The sequence below is a fragment of the Rhodococcus marinonascens NBRC 14363 genome, from assembly GCF_001894885.1.
GTDB lineage: Bacteria > Actinomycetota > Actinomycetes > Mycobacteriales > Mycobacteriaceae > Rhodococcus_F > Rhodococcus_F marinonascens.
Genome location: NZ_BCXB01000004.1, coordinates 175,875 through 193,782 on the forward strand (window position 1 = coordinate 175,875; position 17,908 = coordinate 193,782).

Sequence of the window (17,908 nt, forward strand, 5' to 3'; positions counted from 1 at the left end):
GGATGACTTTCGGAAAACCCGTTCGACGCGCGAGCCTCATCTCGCAGGTCACCGATCAGCTGCGTGACGACATCCACAATGGAAACTGGGCCGTCGGGGAGAAGATTCCCACCGAAACCGCACTGTGCGAACTGACCGGGGCAGGACGCAACACCGTCCGCGAGGCCGTCCAGGCCCTCGTCCACGCCGGAATGCTCGAACGGCGGCAGGGGTCGGGTACGTACGTGATTGCCACCTCCGACGTCGGGGGCACGCTCGGCAAATACTTCTCGGGCGCCCATGAGCGCGATGTCACGGAACTGCGCCAAGCCCTAGACGTGACGGCCGCTGCTCTGGCCGCGCGGCGGCGCACACCGGACGACGTCAACCGACTCGAAGAGCTGTCCGACGAGCGTTATAGCCGGTGGACCGAATCCGATACCAGGGCGGCGATCGCCGCCGACATCGCATTGCACCGCGCAGTCGTCGAAGCAAGCCACAACAACGTTTACCTCGAATTCTACGATTCGCTGCTGCCCTCGATCGAGCAGACCGTGAACCTGCACGTGCATGCCACCGGCCAGGGATTCCACGACGAGCACTCGCGCTTGATCGCCGCCGTGGTCGAGGGAGACGAACTCGGCGCCACCGAGGCCGCGCGCGACCTGTTCACCGAGTTGTTGTCTTAACGTCTATATAGACCTCATGCTCCTTCAATCGGAGGAGGAGATGCACGTACGGCACGGCTACCCGCAACGTCTTTCGGCGTTGCGGGTTTGACCGTGTCCCACACCGACGCTTGTGGTGCAGGAACAGGGTTCGGGGTCACCCCCGCTCGACTGACTACAGGTGCGGGCAAGCTGTTCCGGACGCGGCGGTGCCGCCTCAGAGGTCGGGGCGGGGTCGGCGCGATCTTGTCGCGGCTCCGAGCCACGGGCGCATGGTCGGCGACCCGGACGGTGGGTATCTGACCGCAAAGCCGGGTGGCCTTTCCTCGGCCGAGCTGCGCACGTTTGGCTCTGTTCACCGAGGCGACGTGATCCCGGTTGCCGCCGACTTGACAGGGCGGGCACCACGCGGTGTGGTATCCGCCAGGGCGGGTGAGGTCCTCGTTGCAGCCGGGGCGCACAGGGCGGACGTACCTCGGGCGGGGACCGAGAGCACGGTGATATCGGAGCAGGCGGCGGTGTGCGACAGCTTCCCGTGGAGCCTGAGACCCGGCAGTACCACGCCTCCACCCTCTCGCGAGTCGACGACGTCTGCGCGGGACGCCTGAGATAGGCGTCCAGGTCCTCACGGTCGAAGACCCGTTGACCCGAAGCGGTACGGCGGCACGGTAGCCGTCCCTCCGATGCAGCCTTACGAACGCCCGCTACCGACATACCCAGGTACTCGGCGGCTTCACCAATACGCATTCCTCTCGGCCGTGAACGTCGGTCGTGAATGGCCGGGATTCCTACGCGGGAACGCATGACACGTTCTCCATTCGGTGGGTTCCTGCTTCACCGCTGACTGCTCCGGCGAGCCGGAGTCTGGTGTCAGTGATTCGTGGGGTGGCCCAACAAAGAATTGTGCTCCGAACAGGAAAATCGACTTGCCTAAGGTGTGGATATCGATGCGAGACAGCCGATTCAGGCGGCAGCGGACGAGGGCCGCGTACAAGGTCGAGGCCGGTGACGATGCGTCAGGCAAGCAGCAGTCGCCCGCGTGGAGTCGGTGATACGCAACCCCGCCATCCTCGGCGGCACTTCACCCCCGATTAGGCAGACCGTAGTGCGCTCAAAGACGATCCAGTACTTCGCTCAACTTTGACAGACAGACCTTCCATCCTCGTTCCAGAGCATTGCGCGCCATTTTCTCGCGCTTGTTGTCGATGTCGAAACCACTGTGAGTGAGCAACAGTCGTGTTCCACGCCCTTGTGGTTGCACCGTCCAGGTGACTATCCAGCGTGCCGGCTGCGGTGCACGCATATCCACCCAACTCCATGTCATAGCCACCCCCGGAGTCACTTCCAAGACCTCGCATGCAATCTCGCTCGGTGGACTCGATGGCACTGACAAGAGGAAATGAGTTCCTACCCGTGCCCCTTCGAATCCCGTTGATGCCATCAACCACCGCTCGACAAGAGTTGGGTCGGTAAGCGCCTGCCAGACAACTTCACGCGGATGGGGATAAAAGGTACCGACCTCGACTCGCGACGGATCTAGCTCGGGCTCGATTGTCACTGGGCGACCTCATGGACAACAGCACCGCCGGCCGAGTCTGAAATCGGAGTATGAGACCAACGAGAACGTTGAAGTATGAACATCGATTTCTCCCCTAATGGCCTCTGAACGGCGATCGTACGCATGTTCGCAACCTCCTCGTTCGGAAATCTCCAACCGCGAAGCACGTCACCTGCCGCACCTGTACGGACTACTTGGCAGCAGCCGAGGCAGGCACTCCAGTGCACCTGGCCAGCCCCCTAGAGAAGCAGGCGCACGACGTCGGCTGTGCGGGCGAGTCCCGGAAACGCCTCGGCCGTGGACCTTGGATGTAGTACGTGGACGGAGAGCCGGAACAGTACGGCGCGCAACAGCATCTGCGGCCACTCGAGGAGATCGTCCCAACGTGAGATGAGCGCCTCGTCGGCTCCACCCCAGGAAATGGCGTCCACGACGGCCACCGCAGCGGCCCACGACGCGGGGCGCCAGTACGGAGTGATGTCGGTGATGCCGGGCGCAAGTGCGCCAGAGAAGAGAACGGTACCGAAGAGATCCCCGTGCACCAACTGATCTGTGCTGGTGACGGACTTACGAAGTGTGGCGAGCCCGGTGATCAGCTCGAGGCTCATGCGGCCATCGGGCGAGGGTGTCTCGAGTTGTTCGGCGCCCTTGGCGCCGCGAAGGGGTGCCTTCTCCCACGCGGCGCGGTCCGCGGCCGCGAATACATCGACCTCCTCCCACGGCGCCATCGGTGGTTGCGCCAGGAATCGGGGGCGGTCGAGCTTCGAAGTGGCCGCGTGGAGTCGGCCCGACATCGACACGACCTCGTCGTGCCGCGGTTCCGGAGTGCCCTCGATGAATGTATCGGCACGCCAACCCGAGACCACGTACCGGCCGTCCGTGGAACGGACAGGACGGGCGAGCCGCAACCCGTCCACTTCCAAGTTCTCGCGAACCTTGGCGGACCACGCTGCGCGCGCGTGGTCGGTGACAGACGACAGGACTACGTCTCCACAGAGCCACCCGCCGTCCCAGTCCGCACCGAGTGCAACGGGCTCGACTTCCCGGAGGCCGAACGTGGAGCACACGTGCTGAGGTGGTTGGCCTGTGCTCACGGCGCCAACGCTACCGCCGACCAGCCCGCCCACCGTGGAAGGCGCGCTGGCCGGAGGTCCGCAATCCTGCGCGGCCAACTGGTCCAACTGCGGCCGACCGGCTAGGCGTCTCGGTCCAACTACTCGGGGATCCAACTACTCAATAGACCGGAAGGCTGGTGTCCACCTGCTTCGCCCACGCCATGACGCCGCCCTGTAGATGTGTGGCGTCCGAAAAGCCCGCTTCCTTCAGCGCCGCCAGTGCCTCGGCGGACCTGACTCCCGTCTTGCAGTGCAGGACGATCTGTTTGTTCTGTGGAAGCTCGGACAGCGCTTCACCCGAAAGGATGCGGTCCTTGGGGATTAGCACCGCGCCCGGCAGGTGGACGATGTCCCACTCGACAGGCTCGCGCACGTCGATCAGTTCGATTTCCGTGCCGGAGTCGAGAAGCTCAGCCAACTCTGTGGCAGTGATGGTCGATCCGGCCACCGCTGCCTGACCCTCCTCGGACACCACGCCGCAGAACGCGTCGTAGTCGATCAACTCTGTGATCGGTGTCCGCGCCGGGTCTCGTCGCAACGTTATGGTGCGGTAGGTCATATCGAGTGCGTCGTACACCATCAGCCGGCCGAGCAACGATTCGCCGATGCCGGTGATCAACTTGACCGCCTCGGTTGCCATGATCGAACCGATCGATGCGCACAGCACGCCGAACACGCCGCCCTCGGCGCACGAGGGCACCATGCCAGGCGGCGGCGGCTCCGGGTACAGGTCGCGGTAGTTGAGTCCGCGCCCGTTCGGCGCGTCTTCCCAGAAGACGGACGCCTGACCTTCGAATCGGTAGATAGAACCCCACACGTACGGCTTGTGCGCAAGCACGGCAGCATCGTTGACGAGATACCGGGTGGCGAAGTTATCGGTCCCGTCGAGGATCAGGTCGTACTGTCCGAACAAGGCGACGGCATTGTCGGGTTCGAGGCGGAACTGGTGCAACCGGACATCGACGGTGTCGTTGATCTCGTGGATGGAGTCGCGGGCACTCTCCGCCTTGCTGCGGCCCACATCCGACTGGCCGTGGATGACCTGGCGTTGCAAATTCGACATGTCCACCTCGTCGAACTCGACGATGCCGATCGTGCCGACACCTGCGGCCGCGAGATAGAGCAACGCCGGCGACCCGAGACCGCCCGCCCCGATGACCAGGACCTTCGCGTTCTTGAGGCGCTTCTGTCCCACCATGCCGACGTCCGGAATGATTAGGTGCCTGCTGTACCGCGCGACCTCGTCGCGGGACAGTTCGGCGTCCGGTTCCACCAATGGCGGCAGCGCGTCGGCGGTCTTCACAGAACGGTCAAGCGACACGGTTCACTCCTGACGATTGCGCGACGGCTTCCAACGTATCGGTACGCCCTTGTTCCAACGCCCGGGCTGGGTCCATTCTTCCCTCGAACGGTCGCCCGAGTTCACGGCGACGCCAGTCAGGCGCGGGGGAACGGCCAAGGGTTGAAACGACAGGTGAGACCGTTCATCGGCACCACACCCTCGGGGTCGAGTTTCGCGATGTCGTCGTTCGTTGTCCCGAAGGTCTGCTGCATCATCACTGGCGCGAGACCGTCCTCGGTCTCACACGGTTGGTGGCTCTGATAGCCGATGGCGTGACCGACCTCGTGGTTGATCTGATACTGGCGGTACGAGCCTATGTCCCCTTGGAAGTCAATCGCACCGCGCACCCAGCGGGGCTCGTTGAGCAGCACCCGGTCGATGCTGGGGTTGTAGCAGGAACCCTCGATTTCGATGTCGTATCCGCAGGCTTCGCGCACCGTCATCTGAGAGGTGAGCGAGACGCGGAAGTCCGGGTCGCCCCCATCGACGCGACGGAATGCGAAACGCGGGTCCTTCGTCCAACTCTTCGGGTTCGACAGCGTCTGGTCGACCATCCGGGCGAAGGACTCGTCACCGCCGAACCCGGACGTGTCGACTCCGTCCTCCACCTCCACCGTGTACGTGAACTCTCGTTCGGTACCTTCACCGACCTTTGGTCCGCTGCCCGGAACTAGGTGCCACGTACCCGCGCCCCCAGCCGTGAACGGGCCGCCGGCAGGCAGCGCACCCGCCGGCAGTTCGACGGCGAAGTTGCCATCGGCCGCGGGCGGGCTGCCGATGATGCCGGAACCTCGCGTGTCGTGCGAGAGGGTTCCAAATCCCGGGGTGTCGAACTGGCCCATGGACTCGTCCGTGCCGGCGCTCCGGGCCGCATCAACCATGACGAGAACGGTGACGACCAGCAGGATCGGTATTGCGTAGGCGCGCCAGCCGTACATCGAGACGAACCGGCCGATCCAGCTCTGCTTCCGCGCTTGTCGTACCGGGCGCGGATTCCGTGGCTTACCTAGATCGCGCCTGGTCGGGTCCCATTGCGCACGAAGTGGTTGATGCGACTGTTGTTGTTGTGGCTGTTGTTGTGGCTGTTGTTGATACCCCCGCGCCGGAGACACCCGCGAAGCGCGAGAGTGGGCATCACGCTGGTCGGCACTGCGCGATCGCTCCCCCGGTGATGGCTTCCCAGCGTCGAAACTCTCGGGAGCCCGGCCGCGCACGCGCGATCCTCCTCGGTCAGTCACCCGACCAGAATCTCACAGTTCGGCATCACCTCGACCCAGTGCTCGGCCCGCCGATCATTCGGCGTGTCACCACGAGGCCATCCGCAATACCGTGGCTACCTCTTCAACAGGCATGAATGATGGCTATTGGTCTTCAGTTATGTTGTAGTTAACCCCCTCGACCTTGCGAGCCTAGCGAGTCCGCAGTGATAGGCCACTTACGCGCGGGTATCGTTCACACAGTTACCACAGAATGTGACGAGGTCTACTTGTGCAGATTGGACAGTGCTATGACTGAACTCGCGGACCGGACCAACTCCGATCGCGACACCACCACCGGAAAGGGCACCGGGGCACGTCGCAGCGCGCGACTTCCCCGCGACGCCCGGCGACTTCAGCTACTGGCCGCTGCCAGCGAAGTTTTCGTCACGCGCGGGTATCACGCTGCCGGAATGGACGAGATCGCAGAGTGCGCCGGAGTGAGCAAGCCGGTCTTGTACCAGCACTTCCCCGGCAAGCTCGAACTGTACGTCGCGGTGCTGCAGAGTCATGTCGACAGCCTGATCTCCGGTGTCCGGCAGGCACTGCGCTCGACCACCGACAACAAGCAGCGGGTTCGTGCCGCCGTGCAGGCGTTCTTCGACTTCGTCGACAACGACTCGCAGGGCTTCCGTCTTGTATTCGAGTCAGACCTCATGGGTGAGTCGCAGGTGCAGAGTCGCGTCGAGCACGCCACCGAGGCCTGCGTGGATGCCGTCTTCGACCTCGTCAGCCACGACTCAGGTCTCGACCCCTACCGCGCCCGCATCCTCGCCGTCGGTCTCGTCGGCGCCAGCCAGTTCACCGCGCGGTATTGGCTGGAGGCCGCGCGGCCGATCCCCAAGGAGGAAGCGGTCGACACCACTGTCACCCTCGCATGGGGCGGCCTGTCCCGCGTTCCGTTACATCCCGAGCAAGGCTGAGCCGAGCAAGGCTGAGCAGCGAATACGAGAAAGGGCCCGCAGTCGTCTCGACTGCGGGCCCTTTGCCTGCGCTCACTTGGTGGGAGCGAATCCGACTTTGCGAATATCGGACGGGCCAATCTCCACGTAGGCGATCTTGCTGGACTGAATGAGGTACTTGCGTCCTTTGTCATCCTGCAGAGACAGGATCCCGCCGCCGTCGAGGGCGCCCGAGACCAACGCCTCGACCTCGTCCGGTGTCTGTTCACTGCTGACGATGAGCTCACGCGGGCTGTCGATTACACCGATCTTGACCTCCACGGTCAACCTCCGAACTCTCCGAGAAACATCAGCTGTCCTGGCCAGGCTAATGCAGCGGAGTCCGCCGGTGCGCGTCCGCGTGCTGTGCCCTGAGCGAACACACTAGCGGTGCCGTCACACGAGTCCCAGCACTTCCATGCGTTCAGCGTGCATTTGCTGCATGCGGTCGAACAATGCCATGACGCCGTTGAGATCGCCGGACGCCGAGATGACGAGGTCGGTGAGTGCTTCGCGCTGCGCCAGGACGAACTGCGCCTGGGTGACAGCCTCACCGAGCAGTCGCCGGCCCCACAGCATGAGGCGATCCTTGTCGCGATTGCTGGCCTTGATCGCCTGCTGCACCTCGTGCACGACGAACTCTGAGTGGCCGGTTTGCGAGAGCACTTCCTCGACTGTCCCCGCGGCCTCCGCGGGCAGCGAGTGCCCGATCTCGCGATAAAAATCCGCAGCGATCCCGTCGCCGACGTACGCCTTCACCAATGCTTCGAGCCACGTCGACGGGGTGGTGGATGCGTGGTAGCTGTCCAGGGCACGGACGAAAGGATCCATTGCCTCGTAGATGTCGAACCCACGCGCGGTCAAGGCCTCCTCGAGCATCTCGAAGTGCCCCATCTCGGCAGCTGCCATGCTCGCGAGCGCCACTTTCCCCCGCAGGGTCCGGGCCATCTGAGCGTCCTCGGACAACCGGTAGAAAGCAGAGATCTCGCCGTACGCGAGAACAGCAAAGAGCTCGCCGACGCCCGGGTGATCGGCGGGAATGACGGGGTCGGAGGATGCAGGCGTGTTGGGCTCCATGTCGCCAAAGCCTAGCGTGTCGGGCGGTGATGTTTGCCATGCGCAAGCGTGAATGGGACGTTCTCCGGCTACAATGATCGTGGGTAACCACTCGTCAACACGTTCACCGTCACGGGGAACGTTGGTTTAGTGATGATCGCGATCACGATCCGATCAGCGGTTCCCACCGATAATGTGCGCGCACCTGATCGAAGTTCCCAGCCGCGCCTCGCCGAAATCTCCGATTTCTGCGCTGAGGCAGAGGCAGGAACTACTCGGAAGAGGACATCGACGAGCGTCGACTGGGAAATCGGGCCGACCAGCGGCCCCGCCCTTACCTCGTACGTGCGTGCAGCTACGAGGAAGGCCAGTCCCCTGAGCAAGATCACCGTCGACCATGAAGATGACGCAACCGAGACCACGCTGTCTGCGCAACTCGACTCCACCCACGTCGCCCCCACCTTCGCCGAACTCGGAGTCGACGAAAACATCGTCCGCGCCCTCGACGAGATCGGTATCGAGCGCACATTTGCAATCCAGGAATTGACGCTGCCACTCGCCCTCGCCGGGGACGACCTGATCGGTCAGGCCCGCACAGGCATGGGCAAGACATTCGGTTTCGGCGTGCCGTTGCTCCACCGCATTTCCACCGGGACCACTGGGACCGTCGCCCTGGACGGCACACCCCGCGCACTCATCATCGTTCCCACCCGCGAGCTGTGCATCCAGGTCACCAAGGACCTCGAGAACGCCGCGAAGTACCTGAAGGGCCAGAAGCACGCGCTCGAAGTACTCGCCATCTACGGCGGCCGCCCTTACGAGACCCAGATCGCAACCCTGCAAAAGGGCGCCGACGTGGTCGTGGGTACGCCGGGTCGCCTCCTGGACCTGGCCAATCAGGGCCACCTGATCCTCGGCAAGGTCGAGGTACTGGTGCTCGACGAGGCGGATGAGATGCTCGACCTCGGATTCCTCCCTGACATCGAGCGCATTCTCGGGATGGTTCCGGACAAGCGTCAGACGATGTTGTTCTCCGCCACCATGCCGGGCCCCATCATCACCCTCGCCCGCACGTTCCTCAGCCAGCCGACGCACATCCGCGCCGAGGAAGCCGAGTCCTCGGCCATCCACGAACGGACCAGCCAGCACATCTACCGCGCCCACGCACTCGACAAGGCGGAAATGGTGGCCCGGGTGCTGCAGGCGGACGGCCGCGGCGCGACGATGATCTTCACCCGGACCAAGCGCACCGCTCAGAAGGTCGCCGATGAACTTGCCGAGCGTGGATTCGCCGTCGGTTCCGTACACGGCGACCTCGGCCAGATCGCCCGCGAGAAGGCCCTGAAATCGTTCCGGTCGGGCAAGATCGACGTCCTCGTCGCCACCGACGTCGCGGCGCGAGGTATCGACATCGACGACGTCACCCACGTCGTCAACTACCAGTGCCCAGAGGACGAAAAGACCTACGTTCACCGGATCGGCCGCACCGGCCGCGCAGGGCGCGCAGGCATCGCCGTGACACTCGTGGATTGGGATGACATCCCGCGCTGGAAACTCATAGACCAGGCGCTCGGCCTCGGACTGCCCGATCCGGTCGAGACCTACTCCAGTTCCCCCCATCTGTACGAGGAATTGTCGATCCCCGCCGAGTCGACCGGCACCGTCAAGAAGGCGTCCACGGAAAGGGCAGCGCCCGCCCGGGAGAACGAACGCTCGGACCGCACCGAGCGTCCAGAGCGCACCGAGCGCACGCGCAGCCGCCGCCGCCGCACTCGTGGTGGCCGTCCCGTGGACCCCGCGAGCCCCAAGTCTGTGTCGCCCGAACCGACCGCACCCGCCGAATCCACGCCTCCGGGCGCGGAAACCGACGGCGAAGGCGCGTCCAAGCCCCGGCGTCGCCGTCGTAATCGGACCCCGAAGGTCGGCGCCACCACGAACGCGGAGTAAACAACCGCCGTGCTCGCACCTGAGCGGCGCTCGCGCGCCGATCTCGTCGTTGCTGCCGGTATCGCACTGGCAGTCCTGGTCGCTTTCACCGTGGTTTGGCTTCGTAGCGATGCCCGCAACACCATCTCGGTCACCGCTGCGGCGCCGCCACCCGCGCTCGCTACCGCTCAGGCGGTGCCGCAGACATTGAGCCCGGCCTGGGAATCGCCGAGTTCCGCCACGACGGCACCGCTTAGCGCGGGCAGTGCCGTCGTCACCGCGGAGGGCGGAGACGTCGTGGGACACGACGCCGTCTCCGGTGCCGAGCTTTGGCGCTACCATCGCAATCTTGCCCTGTGCGGTGTGACAGCCGCGTGGGAGAAGATCGTGGCCGTCTACCGTGACGACCGAGGATGCTCCCAGGTCACCGAACTCGACGGGGGCACCGGTCGGCGTTTGGCCGAGCGGACCAGCGACGCCGATCCCGAAGTGACTGTGAAGTCGGACGGGACATATGTGTCCTCCCTCGGCGACAGCAGGCTGGAACTGTGGCGTTCGGACTTGGTGCGCACCGTCGAGTATGGCCGGGTCGACGCGCCCGTGAACCCGGGGAAACAGCCGCGCAGCGGATGCGAACTCGTCGACGCGGACTCGAGCAGCAGCCGACTGTCCGTCCTCGAACGCTGCCCCGGCGAGGTCGCCGACCGACTGACGGTCATGAATCCCTCGCCCAAGGACAATCAGGAACCCGAGGAGTACGGCTCGAGCGTCCTCGCCGGAATCGACGCCGGCGTCGAAGGTGCTCGCATCCTCGGCGTGTCCGGCGAGACCACCTCCGTATATCTACCCGAGGGAAGAATCAACGGACCGCGGATCGGATGGTTCGACGGAACCGGCAACGCCCTATCTGAGTATGTGCTCCCCGTCCAGGTGAGTTCGGATCAGGCGACCGAGACGAGTGGTTCGGTGGTCACCTGGTGGACCGGCACGGACGTGGTCACCCTTGGCGCCTCGGACCTCGCGCCGCGCTGGACTTTCCCCGGCGCTCTCGGTCCCGGCGCCGTGATGGCCGGGAACCTGCTGGTTCCGGTGGATTCCGGCATCGCCGTGCTCGATCTGTCGAGCGGTGCACTGGTAAGAACGATCCCGGTGGCGCGCGACTCGGAGTCGGGGCCGATCACCACCACCGTCGCCGGGGAAATCGTCCTCGAACAGCACGGTGATCGCGTCGTGGCCCTGAGCTGAACCTCCACCGAACTCTGCATTCCCGCGTACTGCAACGTGTTCTAATTCACGTCATGGCAAACTATGTGATCACCGGCTCGGCCTCCGGCATCGGAGCGGCCAGCCGCCGCAAGCTCGAGTCGGACGGCCACACCGTCATCGGCGTCGACGTCGCAGACACCGATGTTGTGGCAGACCTGTCGACCCCTGGCGGCAGGAGCGCTGCGGCGGCCGCTGTCGACGAAGCGAGTGGAGGTGTCGTGCACGGCCTCGTCTGCTGCGCCGGACTCGGTCCACTCTCCCGCCTGCCCGGCGGCAAACTCGTCGCCGTCAATTTCTTCGGGGCCGTAGACCTCGTCACCGCGCTGAAGCCCGCCCTCGAACGTGCCCGCAACGCCTCTGTAGTGGTGATTTCGTCGAGCAGTACCACGACGCAGCCCGGGATCCCCGAGAACCTAACGACGGCGTGCCTCGACGACGACGAGGCCGAAGCCGTCCGCATCGGCGACGAGGTGACCGCGATCCCCGCATACCCGGCGTCGAAGCTAGCGCTGGCCTGGTGGATTCGTCGCGAGGCGGTGCGCGCCGAATGGATCGGCAAGGGCATCCGCCTCAACGCGATCGCACCGGGCATGATCGACACGCCGATGACCAGTGGCGCGGACCCCGAACTGGCAAAGGCCCTGGACTTCTACCCGATGCCGCTAGGCCGCCGTGGACGCCCGGACGAGATCGCGGCGCTCATCGAGTTCCTCCTCGGACCGGGCTCGACGCTGTTCTGTGGAAGCGTGGTCTTCGCAGACGGCGGTACGGACGCCCAACTACGCCAACAGGATTGGCCTGCCGCGTGGATTCCCACCACGGACGAACTTACACGCCACTTCAAGGCGAATACGTAACGAGTTCAGATCCCGCCCAGTGCTTGGCCAGGTTCTCGGCGAGGTCCTGATATGCCTGGGCACCCTTGTTCTTGCGCCCCATCAAAACTGTGGCACCGGATGCCGTCGCCTCCGCGAACCGCACCGTACGCGGAATCGGCGGTGCGAGCACCGGAAGATCATAGCGGTCGGACACATCGGACAGGACGTCCCGGCTGTGCGTCGTGCGGGCGTCGTACAGCGTGGGGAGCGCCCCGAGCAGCACCAGATCGGGGTTGGTGATCTGCTGCACCTCGCTCACCGTGCGCAGCAATTGTCCTACGCCGCGGTGCGCAAGGGTCTCGCACTGTAGCGGCACCAGCACTGCCTGCGCCGCTGTGAGCCCGTTCAGCGTCAAAACGCCGAGCGACGGCGGGCAGTCGATGATCACGGTGTCGTAGTCGTCCAGCAGGGGCACCAGCGCACGCTTGAGCGCGAACTCACGGCCGGGACGCATGAGGAGCAATGCCTCCGCACCGGCAAGGTCGATGGTCGCGGGCAGGAGAGACACTCCATCCTCGGTGTCGATCACCGCGTCCCGCGCTGCGAGATCGCCCGTCAGCACCTCGTGGACTGAGCCGTCCAATCGGTCGGGGTTGTGCCCGAGAGAGAAGGTGAGGCACCCCTGAGGGTCGAGATCCACCACCAAAACTCTCTCCCCCAGCGCGACCAGCGCTGCACCGAGAGAAGCGACCGTGGTGGTCTTTGCGACCCCACCCTTCTGATTTGCTACTGCGAGAACCGTCGTCACGGCTTGATCCTTACCTACTTCGTCCCGACAGGCGAGCCAATCCGCAATTTCACTTCCGGGATTTCACTGACATGATGGATGGATGCCACCCAGTGATTCGCCGCGCGGCCGACGAATCGTCCTCCTCCGGCACGGCGAAACGGAATGGGCGCGTTGGGGTAAACACACCGGCCGAACCGATGTTCCGCTCACCGAAGCGGGCAAATCTCAGGCGCGGGGAGTCGGCTCGGCACTGGATGCCCTCGAGTTGCGCGAGCCCCTCGTTATCGTCAGCCCCCGGCAACGTGCCCGCGAAACAGCGCAACTGGCAGGATTGGCGATCCAGCGATCATGGGACGCGCTGGAAGAATGGGACTACGGCATCTACGAAGGCATGGCGACGCCCGAGATAAGACAGCAGGTGCCGGACTGGACGGTGTGGACCCACCCCTGCCCACGGGGTGAACAGGCCGAGCAGGTACACACCCGATGCGACCTCGTCCTGTCCGTCGCGCATTCGCAGCTCGCCGACCGGGATGTCATCCTCGTCGGGCACGGACACTTCTCCCGCGCCCTCATCGCGCGTTGGGCCGAGCTACCCGTCAGCGAAGGCCGACGATTCGCGATGTCACCCGCCGCGTATTCCGTCCTCGGTTTCGAGCACGGCACGCAGCAGGTGATAAGCCACAACGTTTCAGCCGAAGAAGGTTTCAGATGATCAGACGCGCAGTGCCCGAGGACGTTTCCGCGATCACCGACATGATCTACGAGCTCGCTGAGTATCAGAAGGCCCGTGACGAGTGCACTGTCACCGCCGACCAGATGCGCGACGCCCTGTTCGGCCCTCAGCCGTCCACCTTCGCGCACGTCGCGGTGGGCGACGGCGGCCGGGTCGTCGGAATCGCGGTCTGGTTCCGGAACTTCTCGACTTGGGACGGAACCCACGGCATCTACCTCGAAGACCTGTTTGTCAGCCCGGCCGAGCGCGGTTCCGGACATGGCAAGGCTCTACTCGCCACCCTGGCGAAGGAGTGCGCCGACAACGGCTATACGCGGCTCTCCTGGTCGGTGCTCAACTGGAACACAGCGTCGATTGCGTTCTACGAGTCGCTCGACGCCCACTCGCACGACGAGTGGATCACGTACCGGCTCACCGGGGATCCACTCGGTCGGCTCGCGTCCGTGGTGAGCTAACGGTCCGACGGTTCGCCGGTCTCAGGGTCCTCGCCGTACTCGGCTGCCAACCACCTCGAGGTGGGACTGCTGAACAGGCAGCCGAGTGCCGCGAACACGACAACTGCGAGGAGAACACCGAATAACGTTTGATGGGAATCGGTGAGCAGCGACCACGCGACGGGGAGCAAGAGTAACTGGGCGACGATCGCGATCGCCCGACCCCAGCGCCGGCCAAAGATCAGGGCGAGGCCGGCCGCGAGCACCGCACCACCAAGAATCGCGAACCAGGCAGCGGTTCCATATCCACTGGTGACGTTCTGGTCGTGCCCGAGAAGCCCGCGCGCGACCAACACGACGGCCACGCCGACGGCGACTGCGCCCTCGAGCGACACCATGGCACCTGCGACGCGGACCGTGGTGGGCGTTGACTTACTGAGAGACGGCTTCGACACGCGGCAAGCGTAGAACACACCGTCACCGGCAACCCGGGGGCGGTGACACCGACCCACCGCTAGGCTTCTGTTCCGTGCGCGCACTGCTGATCGTCAACCCCAATGCCACGTCGACGACCCCAGCGGGGCGTGACCTCCTTGCGCACGCGCTGTCGAGCAGGGTGCAATTGACGGTGACACACACAACCCATCGGGGCCACGCCGCCGAACTCGCCCAGCAGGCCCACGTGGACGGGATGGGTCTGATCATCGTTCACGGCGGCGACGGTACGGTCAACGAAGTGGTCAACGGACTCCTCGGCGCCCCCACACCCCAGTCGATGCGAGCGGTGACGGTAGGACCCATACCCCTGATCGCTGTCGTACCCGGCGGGTCGGCGAATGTCTTCGCACGCTCGCTCGGCATCGCACCCGACCCGGTGGACGCCACCAACCAACTCATCGATCTCCTGGCACACAGACAGCGGCGAAGGATCGGCCTCGCCCACTGCGACGGGCGTTGGTTCACATTCAACGCCGGAGTCGGCTGGGACGCGCAAGTGTGCGAGGCGGTCGACGCGCATCGCAAGCACGGACGTCCGGCCTCGCCCGCGCAATACGTGCGCGCGGCGGTGCGCATCTTCTTCCGGTCGAAGAACGCCGAGCCGACGCTGACCGTCCGAGTTCCCGGCCACGAACCGGTCGAGGGCGTTCATTACGCGTTCGTGTCGAACTCGAGTCCGTGGACCTACTTGAACACACGAGAGGTCCGTACAAATCCCGACATCACCTACGATACGGGTCTCGGCGTTTTCGCGATGAAATCGACGGCTCTCGTCACCACACTTCGGGTGGTCCGGCAACTGCTCACCCCGGGTACCCGCCCGAACTCGGGGAAGCTGGTCCGAGTCGATGACGTTCCGTCAGTACGGATCACGGCGTCCGAGCCGATCGGACTGCAGATGGACGGCGACTACATCGGTCTCCGCAAGTCTGTCGAGTTCATTTCGGTGCCCGATGCGCTGGATGTGGTTGCGCCACCACAACCCTGAGTAATACGTGAGAATCCCCATAGCACCCTAGCGAGAAGTGCATTCATTGGGGTAGAACAGATGACGCACCTGCACATTGCAGCCACGCTGAGTGAGCCTGCCCACGGTGCGGCGGATTTTGGTTGACATCCCGCCGGTTCGTGAAAGCATTCACAAGCAACGGTGCGTCGGCAATCGCGACGCACAGATGAACTCACCAAGACGATGAATTCACTAAACAAGACGGTGCAAGACGCACCCAGTTAAGGAGCAGAAGGATGGACTGGCGCCACGAGGCAATCTGTCGCGACGAAGACCCCGAGTTGTTCTTCCCTGTGGGAAACAGCGGGCCGGCTCTCGCACAGATTGCTGATGCCAAGGTTGTCTGCAATCGCTGCCCTGTGACCGCCGATTGCCTCGCATGGGCGCTCGAGTCGGGTCAGGACGCCGGCGTTTGGGGTGGAATGAGCGAGGACGAACGGCGCGCACTCAAACGTCGGAACGCTCGCACACGAGCCCGCACCACCGTCTGATACATCAGGGATATGGGCCCGGCACCGCATGGTGCCGGGCCTTTTCTTGCACAGACGGCCTCACCCACGGATGTCACCGGCTTGGTACCGCGGTGCGCGGCGCCCGAGCGGAACCCGCAACACCGCATCCGTCCCGCCGTCGGCCCCCGGATGCAATCCGAGGGAACCGTTCAACTCTGCGGCCACCAGCGTCCGGACGATCTGCAGGCCGAGACGATCGGACCGTTCCAGACTGAATCCTGGGGGCAGTCCCCTGCCATCGTCATGGATGACGACATCGAGCCATCGCGCGGACCGTTCGGCCCGTATCGTGACCGTGCCCGGAACCCCGGGTTCGAAAGCGTGCTCGATCGCGTTCTGCACGAGTTCGGTCAGCACCATTACCAGCGGGGTGGCGCGTTCGGCCGAGAAAACTCCGAGACTGCCGTCACGGCGGACTTTGATCGGTGTACCGACTGTCGCTACGTCGGACAGGATGGGCACCAACCGGTCCACGACCTCGTCGAGGTTCGCTTCCTCGTCCACCGACATCGACAGGGTGTCGTGCACGAGCGCGATAGACCTCACACGGCGCACCGATTCACTCAGCGCCTGACGTGCTTGCTCATTGTCGGTGCGCCGAGCCTGTAGTCGCAGGAGCGCGGCGACCGTCTGCAGATTGTTCTTAACCCGGTGGTGGATCTCTCGGATCGTCGCATCCTTGCTGAGGAGAGCCCGATCGCGGCTCTTGACCTCGGTGACGTCCCGAACGACCACCGCGGCGCCCACCCGCTGCCCACCAGGTTTGAGAACGAGCGCACGGAGCAGGACCGTCGCCCCCCTGGCCTCGATCTCCATGCGGCGGCCAGGCTTGTCGGCAATGGTGTCGCGGATGTATCCGGCCACTTCCTGTGACTCGAACGGGTCGGTGACCAGGGATCTGGTGGTCGCTGCGAGATCACGGCCGATCAGATCAGAGCTGAGACCCATGCGGTGATAGGCCGACAGCGCATTGGGACTCGCGTACACCACGCGACCGTCGGTGTCGAGACGGATGAAACCGTCTCCAGCACGGGGACTCGAGTTCGTGTCCGATCGTGCTTCACGGGTCGGGAAGGTGCCGTCGCTGATCATCTGGCACAGATCAGCTGCACAGTCGAGATAGGCGACCTCGAGTGGGCTCTGTGCCCGCTGGTACGAAAGGTTGGTGTCCCGACTCATGATCGCGATCACCTCGCCGTCCCAGCGAACCGGAACTGCCTCACTGCTTGCGGGAAGGTCGGTGTGACCGCCGCCGCCCTCGGGGCAGACGACGCGCCCCTCGACCAGCGCCTGCAGCACCTGCGGGTGTTCAGACTCCGACACGACGGTCCCGACGACATCGTTGGGGAATGCGGTCGACGCGGTAGTGGGTCTGCAGTGCGCCACGCAGATGACGGCGCCCGTGCGGTCGGTGGCGGCGGGATTCGTTCCGACCCAGAGCAGAACATCCGCGAACGACAGGTCCGCGAGTAGTTGCCACTCACCGACGACGCGCTGGAGATGGTCGACGGCATCGCCGGGCAGGTCAGTGTGTTCTGCCAGCAGATCGCTCAGGGTGGACATTGCGGCCGGGTCGGTTCAGCTCAGGAGATGACTGCGATGAGGTCGCCCTGCTGGATCACGTCGCCGACCTTGACATCCACGGATGTGACCCTGCCTGGTTCCTCTGCGATCACCGGGATCTCCATCTTCATGGACTCCAGGATGACAAGGGTGTCGCCTTGCCTCACCTCGTCACCCGCGCTCACCACAACTTGGAACACCGTCGAAACCATTTCGGCGCGCACGTCTTCTGCCATCGTGATCCTTCACTCCCTGATGTCGACACTGGGTGTCAACGCTGAGTGTCGACGCTGAGTGTCGACCAAAACCCTGTTGCACAGACACCCAACCACACGTGGAAGACTGTAGTGAATACGAAGGGAGATCTACTTATGGGCAAGCGTGGTCGTAAGAAGCGCAGTCGCAAGGGCAACGCCGCAAACCACGGCAAGCGTCCCAACG

General features: G+C 64.4%; 20 protein-coding genes and 2 pseudogenes. 10 read left to right on the forward strand and 12 right to left on the reverse strand.

Annotated elements, in window-relative coordinates; all coding sequences use genetic code 11:
* The first annotated feature begins 2 nt into the window (after positions 1-2).
* The gene (locus RM2_RS05815) at positions 3-668 is read left to right on the forward strand and encodes a FadR/GntR family transcriptional regulator (protein WP_072687880.1); all 666 of its coding nucleotides are present in this window, start codon (positions 3-5) and stop codon (positions 666-668) included.
* Between the two features lie 14 nt (positions 669-682).
* Here the strand turns inward: RM2_RS05815 and RM2_RS05820 are convergent.
* The 6 genes and pseudogenes from RM2_RS05820 to RM2_RS05840 form a co-directional block, all read right to left on the reverse strand.
* Positions 683-1,176 (reverse strand): annotated as a pseudogene (locus tag RM2_RS05820) (zinc ribbon domain-containing protein); the annotation flags it as partial.
* A gap of 83 nt (positions 1,177-1,259) precedes the next feature.
* Positions 1,260-1,451 (reverse strand): annotated as a pseudogene (locus RM2_RS25735) (helix-turn-helix domain-containing protein); the annotation flags it as partial.
* A gap of 307 nt (positions 1,452-1,758) precedes the next feature.
* Entirely contained in the window at positions 1,759-2,205 is a 447-nt protein-coding gene (locus tag RM2_RS05825; RefSeq protein ID WP_072687882.1) for an SRPBCC family protein, read from the reverse strand.
* Positions 2,206-2,444: 239 nt separating this feature from the next.
* Positions 2,445-3,299, reverse strand: a complete 855-nt coding sequence (locus tag RM2_RS05830) for a TIGR02569 family protein (protein ID WP_072687913.1) — start codon at positions 3,297-3,299, stop codon at positions 2,445-2,447.
* Between the two features lie 139 nt (positions 3,300-3,438).
* Positions 3,439-4,623, reverse strand: coding sequence for an adenylyltransferase/sulfurtransferase MoeZ (moeZ, locus tag RM2_RS05835; protein WP_072687914.1), 1,185 nt, complete (start codon positions 4,621-4,623; stop codon positions 3,439-3,441).
* Between the two features lie 134 nt (positions 4,624-4,757).
* Positions 4,758-5,774: a DUF3152 domain-containing protein gene (locus tag RM2_RS05840; protein ID WP_373863289.1), complete on the reverse strand. Its 1,017-nt coding sequence runs from the start codon at positions 5,772-5,774 to the stop codon at positions 4,758-4,760.
* 395 nt (positions 5,775-6,169) lie between these two features.
* On the opposite strand from RM2_RS05840, the gene fasR reads away from it, so the two are divergent.
* Positions 6,170-6,841: an HTH-type transcriptional activator FasR gene (gene fasR, locus RM2_RS05845; protein ID WP_072687884.1), complete on the forward strand. Its 672-nt coding sequence runs from the start codon at positions 6,170-6,172 to the stop codon at positions 6,839-6,841.
* Positions 6,842-6,913: 72 nt separating this feature from the next.
* Here the strand turns inward: fasR and RM2_RS05850 are convergent, their stop codons facing one another.
* Both RM2_RS05850 and RM2_RS05855 read right to left on the reverse strand, forming a co-directional pair.
* Positions 6,914-7,141: a DUF3107 domain-containing protein gene (locus RM2_RS05850; protein WP_072687885.1), complete on the reverse strand. Its 228-nt coding sequence runs from the start codon at positions 7,139-7,141 to the stop codon at positions 6,914-6,916.
* A gap of 114 nt (positions 7,142-7,255) precedes the next feature.
* Positions 7,256-7,936: a ferritin-like fold-containing protein gene (locus RM2_RS05855; RefSeq protein WP_072687886.1), complete on the reverse strand. Its 681-nt coding sequence runs from the start codon at positions 7,934-7,936 to the stop codon at positions 7,256-7,258.
* Between the two features lie 324 nt (positions 7,937-8,260).
* Between RM2_RS05855 and RM2_RS05860 the strand changes: the two genes are divergently transcribed.
* The 3 genes from RM2_RS05860 to RM2_RS05870 are packed head-to-tail and all read left to right on the forward strand — an operon-like array spanning position 8,261 to position 11,964.
* Positions 8,261-9,862, forward strand: coding sequence for a DEAD/DEAH box helicase (locus RM2_RS05860; protein ID WP_072687915.1), 1,602 nt, complete (start codon positions 8,261-8,263; stop codon positions 9,860-9,862).
* Positions 9,863-9,871: 9 nt separating this feature from the next.
* The gene (locus tag RM2_RS05865; RefSeq protein WP_072687887.1) at positions 9,872-11,086 is read left to right on the forward strand and encodes an Rv3212 family protein; all 1,215 of its coding nucleotides are present in this window, start codon (positions 9,872-9,874) and stop codon (positions 11,084-11,086) included.
* 53 nt (positions 11,087-11,139) lie between these two features.
* A complete protein-coding gene (locus RM2_RS05870; protein WP_072687888.1) occupies positions 11,140-11,964 on the forward strand; it encodes an SDR family oxidoreductase in 825 nt (274 codons plus the stop codon).
* Here RM2_RS05870 and RM2_RS05875 read toward each other — a convergent pair.
* Complete coding sequence (locus RM2_RS05875) at positions 11,948-12,733, reverse strand: ParA family protein (RefSeq protein WP_072687889.1); 786 nt, start codon at positions 12,731-12,733, stop codon at positions 11,948-11,950. The two genes, RM2_RS05870 and RM2_RS05875, sit on opposite strands and share 17 nt — an antisense overlap.
* Before the next feature lie 82 nt (positions 12,734-12,815).
* Between RM2_RS05875 and RM2_RS05880 the strand changes: the two genes are divergently transcribed.
* Both RM2_RS05880 and RM2_RS05885 read left to right on the forward strand, forming a co-directional pair.
* Positions 12,816-13,430, forward strand: a complete 615-nt coding sequence (locus RM2_RS05880) for an acid phosphatase (protein WP_072687890.1) — start codon at positions 12,816-12,818, stop codon at positions 13,428-13,430.
* Positions 13,427-13,906 (forward strand): GNAT family N-acetyltransferase, encoded by a 480-nt coding sequence (locus RM2_RS05885; RefSeq protein WP_072687891.1) that lies wholly within the window; start codon positions 13,427-13,429, stop codon positions 13,904-13,906. Before RM2_RS05880 ends, RM2_RS05885 begins: the two co-directional genes overlap by 4 nt.
* Here RM2_RS05885 and RM2_RS05890 read toward each other — a convergent pair.
* Positions 13,903-14,340, reverse strand: a complete 438-nt coding sequence (locus RM2_RS05890) for a hypothetical protein (RefSeq protein WP_072687916.1) — start codon at positions 14,338-14,340, stop codon at positions 13,903-13,905. The two genes, RM2_RS05885 and RM2_RS05890, sit on opposite strands and share 4 nt — an antisense overlap.
* Before the next feature lie 74 nt (positions 14,341-14,414).
* Here RM2_RS05890 and RM2_RS05895 point away from each other — a divergent pair, with 74 nt between their 5' ends.
* Entirely contained in the window at positions 14,415-15,371 is a 957-nt protein-coding gene (locus RM2_RS05895; RefSeq protein WP_072687892.1) for a diacylglycerol/lipid kinase family protein, read from the forward strand.
* A 257-nt stretch (positions 15,372-15,628) separates the two neighbouring features.
* Positions 15,629-15,883 carry a WhiB family transcriptional regulator gene (locus tag RM2_RS05900; RefSeq protein ID WP_070378030.1) on the forward strand — a complete coding sequence of 85 codons (255 nt, stop codon included), beginning with the start codon at positions 15,629-15,631 and terminating at the stop codon, positions 15,881-15,883.
* Positions 15,884-15,943: 60 nt separating this feature from the next.
* Here the strand turns inward: RM2_RS05900 and RM2_RS05905 are convergent, their stop codons facing one another.
* Both RM2_RS05905 and RM2_RS05910 read right to left on the reverse strand, forming a co-directional pair.
* Entirely contained in the window at positions 15,944-17,467 is a 1,524-nt protein-coding gene (locus tag RM2_RS05905; RefSeq protein ID WP_072687893.1) for a sensor histidine kinase, read from the reverse strand.
* A 20-nt stretch (positions 17,468-17,487) separates the two neighbouring features.
* Entirely contained in the window at positions 17,488-17,703 is a 216-nt protein-coding gene (locus tag RM2_RS05910; protein ID WP_072687894.1) for a biotin/lipoyl-binding carrier protein, read from the reverse strand.
* A gap of 135 nt (positions 17,704-17,838) precedes the next feature.
* Between RM2_RS05910 and RM2_RS25845 the strand changes: the two genes are divergently transcribed.
* Positions 17,839-17,908: 50S ribosomal protein bL37 (locus RM2_RS25845; protein ID WP_139277682.1), on the forward strand; the 70-nt coding region annotated here is incomplete at its 3' end.